Here is a 6,598-nt window from a genome sequence, read left to right on the forward strand (position 1 = left end):
GCCAGCACATCCTCGACCTCCGCGCTCTGGTGCTCTCGGACCGTTGGGACGCCGCCATGACTCTCATTCTCGCGCCACGGCGCGCTCGGGTGCGGCGCGCCGCGTGATCAGGATGGGAGCCACACCCGCAAGAAGTTGTCGGCGCGGGCAAGAAGTTGCCGGCGCATGCAAGAGTTTGCCGGTGCGCTTGGGCACATTCGTTGGCGGGCCTGCTGCCCCTTCGATGGGGCTGGGAGTCCCTTGAGGGGCACGGGGCGGGCTGGCATGAGGCGTGCTCATGGGGACTCCGAGTCGATTCAAGGCTCCTCGAACCCCGAAAGGTCCCACCATGAAGAAGAGTAATCTCCTCGGCATCCTTGCCTCCCTCCCCGTGATGGCGCTGAGCACGTCTGCCTACGCGAATTACAACGTGTCGGTCGCGAACACGGGAGGCCACGCCGTCTACGCGCTCTATGACGTCAACAACGGGTACACCAACGCCACGGGCTGGGTCGGCGACTTCCAGTTCCTCGTCCCGGGCCTCGGCGCGATCAACCTCAACAGCGTCAGCGGCTGGCCGTGCAGCAGTTGGGCCGTGGCCATCACATACCGGAGCCAGGTCTTCACCTACTACTACGAGGGCATGGGAGGCCTCACCGTCAGCCTGGATGGCCCCGGCAACCTGTCGCTGACGGCCCCGTTCGGGCGGATCGTGCCCAAGCTGCCGGGCCAGTGCTCGTAACGAGCACTCAACCGCGAAGGGAGAAAGCCTTGCGTGGCCAGAGCAGCCACGCGGGGCCGCATATCGTGGGGTCCTTTTCGCACAGCGAGTCCGACTGATAGCACGCTGCGCCGCTTCCTCGAAGACTTGCACCAGCCCTACGTGCTGGCGGTGGCCTCCAACACGCACGTCTGGCGAGGTTTCTAACAGGTAGAGCCGGGCGACATGGTGAAGGAAGTCCCGCCAGAGGCCTGGGTGCGTCTGCGGAACCTGCCAACGTGAATGAGACAGTGAAACTGAGAGATTAGTGCGCAGCCGCCTGTGAGTTGGGGAGCTGCGCGGGGTTGTTGATCCATACGGCATTCGGAAGGGCCTGGGGCTTCGGAGGGCCGTGAGGAAAACGCTCGGGATGGGCGTCGTAGGCCGCCGCGAGGACGGTAGCGCGGGCCTCAAGGCGCGCGTCCGCCAGGCCGTGGTGGACGTCGTGAGGGGTGAGCAGCCCCAGCCCCGCGTGGTGGTCCTCCTCGTTGTACCAGCGGAAGAAGTCGGCGCAGAAGCCGCGGGCATCCTGGAGGCAGCTGAAGACGCGGGGGAAGTCAGGCCGGTACTTCAGCGTCTTGAAGTGGGCCTCGCTGAAGGGGTTGTCGTTGGAGACGTGGGGCCGGGAGTGCGTCTTCGTCACGCCGAGCTCCGCCATCAACAGGGCCACGGGCTTGGAGGTCATGGAGGAGCCGCGGTCGGCGTGAATCGTCAGCTGGCCGGGTTGAATGCCCTGACGCTCGCAGGTTTGCGCCAGCAGCTTCTGGGCAAGCGCGGCCGACTCGCGGTGCGCCACCAGCCAGCCGACGACGGAGCGGCTGAAGACGTCCATGACGACGTAGAGGTAGAAGTACGTCCACTTCGCCGGGCCGTGCAGCTTCGTGATGTCCCAGCTCCAGAGCTCGTTCGGCTTCGTCGCGTGCACCTGGGGACCGGGTGGTTGGGATGGCGCAGCTGGTTTCTGCGCTCGCGCACCTCCTGGTTCTCGGCCAGCACCCGGTACAGGGTGCGCTCCGAGCACAGATAGCGCCCCTCGTCGAGCAGCTGCGCGTAGACCTCCGCGGGCGCTGCATCCTGGAATCTCGGCTCATGCAGCACGGCGAGTACCTCGGCCCGCTGCTCGGGGGACAAGGCCCGCGGCTGACGGCGCTCCCGGGCCGGCCCCTGCTTCGGCCGCAGTCCGCGGTAGAAGGTGGCTCGCGGCAGGCCCATCACCTGGCACACCGGCGCGATGCCCAACTCGTCCACGGCCTCGCGTGCCGCATCCATCAGGGCTCCTCGTCTTGCTTGGGCAGTTCCACTCCCAGGACTTCCGATACTTTTTTTGGAGGTCCAGCAGGGCTTCGGCGCGCTTGAGCCGCGCTTGCGAGCGGGCCAACGCCTTCTCCATCTCGGCGATTCTCCGGGCACCTGGCTCGGCCACCTTCGCCGGGGGACCTCGCTTGGAGGGCGCCAGAGCCGCCAGTCCTCCGGCCTCGCGTTGGCGCCGCCACACGCACAAGAGCGAGGAGTACAGCCCCTCGCGGCGCAGCAGCGCACCTACCTCACCGGGCTTCGTGCAGCGGTCCGATTCCTCGAGGATGCGTCGCTTGTCCTCCGCCGTGAAGCGACGACGCTTCGCCTTCTCCACCACCTCGGTCTCCCGGACCCGAGCTTCTTCCACCACCGGATTCATCGTCCCTACCTGGGTCGCCCTGCACACTAAACTACCGGTACGGACTGTCTCACTCACGTTGGCAGAGAGGGCTTGCCGCAAAAGCTCCCAGACGATCCGATCTGCGTCGGATTGTGTCATGGCCTCCCGCAGGGCCGCCATCCTCGTGGGTGACGCGGCACAACTCGAAAGCAAGAGGAGCAGGGAGCAGCAGGTACCACATGACCCCGTTCAGCATCTCCAGAGGGGTCTGTCACGCCCGTCCATGTGCGCAACGATCGCAACCCTACAAGAACAGGAATCATTCGGAAGCGGGAATCGTGCCCCCGTCAACGAAGGCGACAATCTCTCTGACACAGGGAATTATCTCCACGTCTGACCGGTGTAATTGAAACGCAGGTTTACGCTGATCCGCGCCGCTCGGCAGACCTCGATCTGGTCTGGTGTGGCCCAATTCTTCGGGGCGTCGTTTCCGAAGCGCTCGTAGTTGAACGGAACCCCAAATACGTTCAGCATTTCCGCACATCTGATGCAACACCCCTTTGATACCCCGACCCCACTCCTGCTCAGCTTGTCCAGCTGATCCGTTTCCAGGCAATAGCTGACGAGCTGCATCTCAGCATGAGGCGCGGCAGACTCGCTTTCGGTGGTCGGATCCTTTTTGACTTCGAGAAACACAACACGTTTGATCACCGTGTCCACGATGTCGGCGGCGTTCCAAGAGAACTCTGTCTGCAGGCCCCGGACTATCGCGCGAATCTGGGTGGGACTCCACCCGCCGAACTGATATATCATTTCCTCATTCACCTTCTTAGGGTCGCCTGGCATCTTCCGCTTCTTGTAATTGCGCGACACCAAGAGGTTGTTTCCCGCCAGTGCCACTGCGATGCAGTCGTAGTCCACCTCTGAGGCTTGGCCCGTGTTAACGCGATAGAGGATGGACTGGGTGTAGTTGGGGACGCCGGTGCGATACCCCTTCACAGCCGTAGAGACTTGTTTCGTGAGGACTCCTACGCGGCGCTTGTTTTCTTTATTCTGCGACTTTACCTGTGCGAGCATCGGGATGCTGAAACTCACATCAATGTGGTCGGACGTATAAAGAACTGCAAGAATATACTGTGCGAGAAAATCAAGAAATGTGATCATTGCTCGACTCGATTGGGCATGGGCTGCTGGGCGACCAGTTTCTGACCACGGAGGCCCCGCGGCAGCATGAGCACGGGGCATGCCGAGACCAGTCAGCGGTAGAGACGAGAGATGAGCCGCGGGTCACGGCAACTTCTTGCCGACGGACCTTGCCTGGCAACCCGTCCCCGGCAACTTCTTGCCGACGCGTGAGTGCCTCTTCCCTGCGGTGACGCTGGCCCGCGCCTTGCTCCTGCCGGGAAGTGTCCGGGACCGCACTCACCTCCCCGGCCCCTGAGAAAAGACAGACCTCATGAACCGCCGGCTCCAGCGCCGGCCGCTGGCCATCTGCGTCCTGGCCCTCTCCCTGACGAGCTGTGTCTCGTCTGGCACCGGGCTGAAGGTCCAGATCCGCCTGCGGCCGGACGCCAATGACAACAGCCCCGTCCCGCTCTCCCTGCTCCTCGTCTACGACCAGACCGTGCTGGAGCAACTGCTCGCCGTCGGCGCGTCGCAGTGGTTCGTCGGGCGCGAGCAGTTCCTGCGCGACCACGCCGCGGATGTCCACGAGGAGTTCTACGAGCTGGTCCCCGACCAGTCGCTCCCGGAGTTCCGGCGCTACGTCCCCGCCCACACCGCCGGCGGCCTCGTCTTCGTCGGCTACAGCGCGGAGGGCGAGCACCGCTACCGGTTCGATCCGTCACGGGCCCTCCAGCTGGAAGTCCGCGCGAACCACCTCTGCCTGACCCAGCCCGAACTCCAGGGGGACTGCCATGAACCGTGACGACACGATTCCGCCCCCCATCCACTGGTCCGACGGAATGCTGCTCATGCCGCAGCACTTCCAGCAGCAGGCGCATCACCACGAGGAATCCCTCCGCTACCACCTGCGCCTGCTCAATCCTTTTCACTGGGGCGTGCGGCGGCTGTCCTTCGATGCGCAGGCCCTCGCGGAGGGCTCCTTCCGCGTCCAGGAGCTGGAGGCCGTGTTCGAGGACGGCCTCACGGTGCGCTACCCGACGCCCGGGCCGAACTCCGGGAGGAAGTTCGCGGGCCTGACGCTGGACCTCGGCGCGCTCCGGGAGCGCGCCAGCCAGCAGCCGGTGACCCTCTTCCTGGCGGTCAGCGCCGACAAGCGCTCGGGGACGAGCGGCCTCTACGCCCGCTTCGAGGCCCAGCCCACCGGCCAGGTGCGCGATGAGCACACGGGCGACGGGGATGCCCACCTCACCGTGCTCCATCCCCGCCTCCTGCTCCAGGCCGACGAGGCCACCCCGGGCTACAGCCGGCTGCCGCTGGTCGCCATCGAGTGCGTCCAGAACAAGTTCCGCGTGGCGAACGGCGATGTTGCCCCCCGCATCTCCACGGACGCGAGCACGCTTCTTGGGATGAGGTGCGCACAGCTGGCGAAGGACCTCCGCGGCCGCGCCGCCAGTTTGGACGACAGCATCAGCACCGCCAGCGCCGACACCGAGCGCGCCCTCGTCCACGAGCGCGAGCGGCTGCTCCACCACCTGGTGGCGGGACTCCCCGCCTTCGAGGTGCTGCTCGCCACCGAGCCCCATCCCTTCACGCTCTACCTCGGGCTCTGTTCGCTCGCCGGGCATCTGGCCGCCATCGGCCACAGCCGGATTCCTCCTCGCTTCGAACGGTATGAGCACGCGTCGCCAGGTGCTGCCTTCGACGCGGTCATCGACTTCATCCGCGTGAGCCTCGATCAGGGCGTCTCCGACCTCTTCACCGCCATCCCCCTGCGGCAATCGCAGGACCGCTTCTCCACGCAGGTGGAAGCGGACTGGCTGGACCGCGAGTGGGTGATTGGCATCCAGGGCACGCCGGGGACGACCGAGCGGCAGTTGCTGGACTGGATGCGCGGCGCGCGCATCGGCCCTGAAACCCAGCTCAAGGGCCTGCGCGAGAAGCGCAGCGTGGGCGTGCCCCGCGTGCAGGTGAACCAGTGCCGGGGGCTGCTCGCGCCGCGCGGCACGCTCCTGTTCTCGCTCACCCCCGAGCCCGGCCTGCTCGAGTCCCGGCAACCGCTGGCGGTGGAGAACCCGCGCGATCCCGAGCACCCGCGTCCGCTCGCGCCTCCCGCCCAGCTCACCCTCTTCGTCGGTCCCCGCACCAAGCCCTCCTGACGTCACCGCCCAGGCCATGTCCTCCTCCCTTCCCACCGAGTACCAGCCGCACCGCGCGCCCCTGCTCGAGCAGGCCCGGGAGTTCCTCAGCGAGCTGCTGCGGCTCAAGCAGACACTCGTGGAGGCCCCGGAGCCCGACCCCGACAACGACGAGCCCGCGCCCGAGGACGACACCTTCGCGAGGCTTCGCACGGCGCTGGTGGAGAAGCTGGAGCGCCTGGGCTCCCACCGCTCCCGTGGGAAGGAGGACGCCCAGGAGATCCGACCGGAGGAGGTCCGCTACGTCCTGGCCGCCTTCACCGACGAGGTGCTGATCCAACACGCCTGGCCGGGGCGGGACGCGTGGAGCAGCGCCCTGCTGGAAGAGGAGCTCTTCGGCACCCACGTCGCGGGGGACCAGCTCTTCACCGACATCGAAGTCCTGCTCCGGGAGGCAGACGCGGCCCGGGTGGAGATGGCCGCGGTGTACCTGCTGGTGCTGTCGCTCGGCTTCCAGGGACGCTTCCGGGACAGGGACGTGAGCACCCAGCTCCGCAAGGTGCGGCGGCGGCTCTTCGCGTTCGTCTTCCGGCGGGAGCCGGGCTCGCGCGAACCCGCCCACCGGCTGCTGCCCCAGGCCTACGCGCACACGTTGGACGGCAAGCACGAGCGGCGCCTTGCGTCCCTGCGGCCCTGGGCGTGCGCGCTGGCCGCGTCGGGCGTGCCCACCAGCACGCAGTGGGGCACCGCGTAGGTGGCGCCGCCCTTCTTGGGCGCGAGGAGCCGCGACCACCGCTCCAGCAGGCCCGGTGCCGGCTTCCCGGTGTCCTCGGGAGTCGTGGGGACTTCCGGAGCGGGCTCGGCGACGGGCGCGGGCGTCCGCGGTGGGAGCGGGGTGGGGGCGGCCGTCATGAGCCGCGCCGCCGCCTGCTCCGCCTGGCTCTTCATCCAGAGCCGCACGCC

Annotated in this window: 6 protein-coding genes and 1 pseudogene; 5 read left to right on the forward strand and 2 right to left on the reverse strand. The window is 66.9% G+C overall.

Features of this window, described 5'->3' with window-relative positions; genetic code table 11:
* Positions 1-328: 328 nt before the first annotated feature.
* Positions 329-721 (forward strand): hypothetical protein, encoded by a 393-nt coding sequence (locus tag D7Y11_RS40880; RefSeq protein WP_126936382.1) that lies wholly within the window; start codon positions 329-331, stop codon positions 719-721.
* 283 nt (positions 722-1,004) lie between these two features.
* Here D7Y11_RS40880 and D7Y11_RS40885 read toward each other — a convergent pair.
* Positions 1,005-2,414, reverse strand: a pseudogene (locus tag D7Y11_RS40885) (IS3 family transposase).
* Positions 2,415-2,756: 342 nt separating this feature from the next.
* A complete protein-coding gene (locus D7Y11_RS40895) occupies positions 2,757-3,539 on the reverse strand; it encodes a hypothetical protein (protein WP_158642056.1) in 783 nt (260 codons plus the stop codon).
* Positions 3,540-3,831: 292 nt separating this feature from the next.
* Between D7Y11_RS40895 and D7Y11_RS40900 the strand changes: the two genes are divergently transcribed.
* The 4 genes from D7Y11_RS40900 to D7Y11_RS44760 form a co-directional block, all read left to right on the forward strand.
* On the forward strand, positions 3,832-4,302 hold the full coding sequence (locus D7Y11_RS40900; protein ID WP_126936385.1) for a hypothetical protein: 471 nt from the start codon (positions 3,832-3,834) through the stop codon (positions 4,300-4,302).
* A complete protein-coding gene (tssK, locus tag D7Y11_RS40905; RefSeq protein ID WP_126936386.1) occupies positions 4,292-5,656 on the forward strand; it encodes a type VI secretion system baseplate subunit TssK in 1,365 nt (454 codons plus the stop codon). Before D7Y11_RS40900 ends, tssK begins: the two co-directional genes overlap by 11 nt.
* Before the next feature lie 16 nt (positions 5,657-5,672).
* Entirely contained in the window at positions 5,673-6,389 is a 717-nt protein-coding gene (locus D7Y11_RS40910) for a DotU family type IV/VI secretion system protein (protein ID WP_126936387.1), read from the forward strand.
* A partial coding sequence (locus D7Y11_RS44760) for a hypothetical protein (protein ID WP_233607566.1) occupies positions 6,390-6,598 on the forward strand: 209 nt, incomplete at its 3' end.

Origin of the sequence: Corallococcus sp. AB018 (assembly GCF_003986945.1) — a bacterium.
Classification (GTDB): Bacteria; Myxococcota; Myxococcia; order Myxococcales; family Myxococcaceae; genus Corallococcus; species Corallococcus exiguus.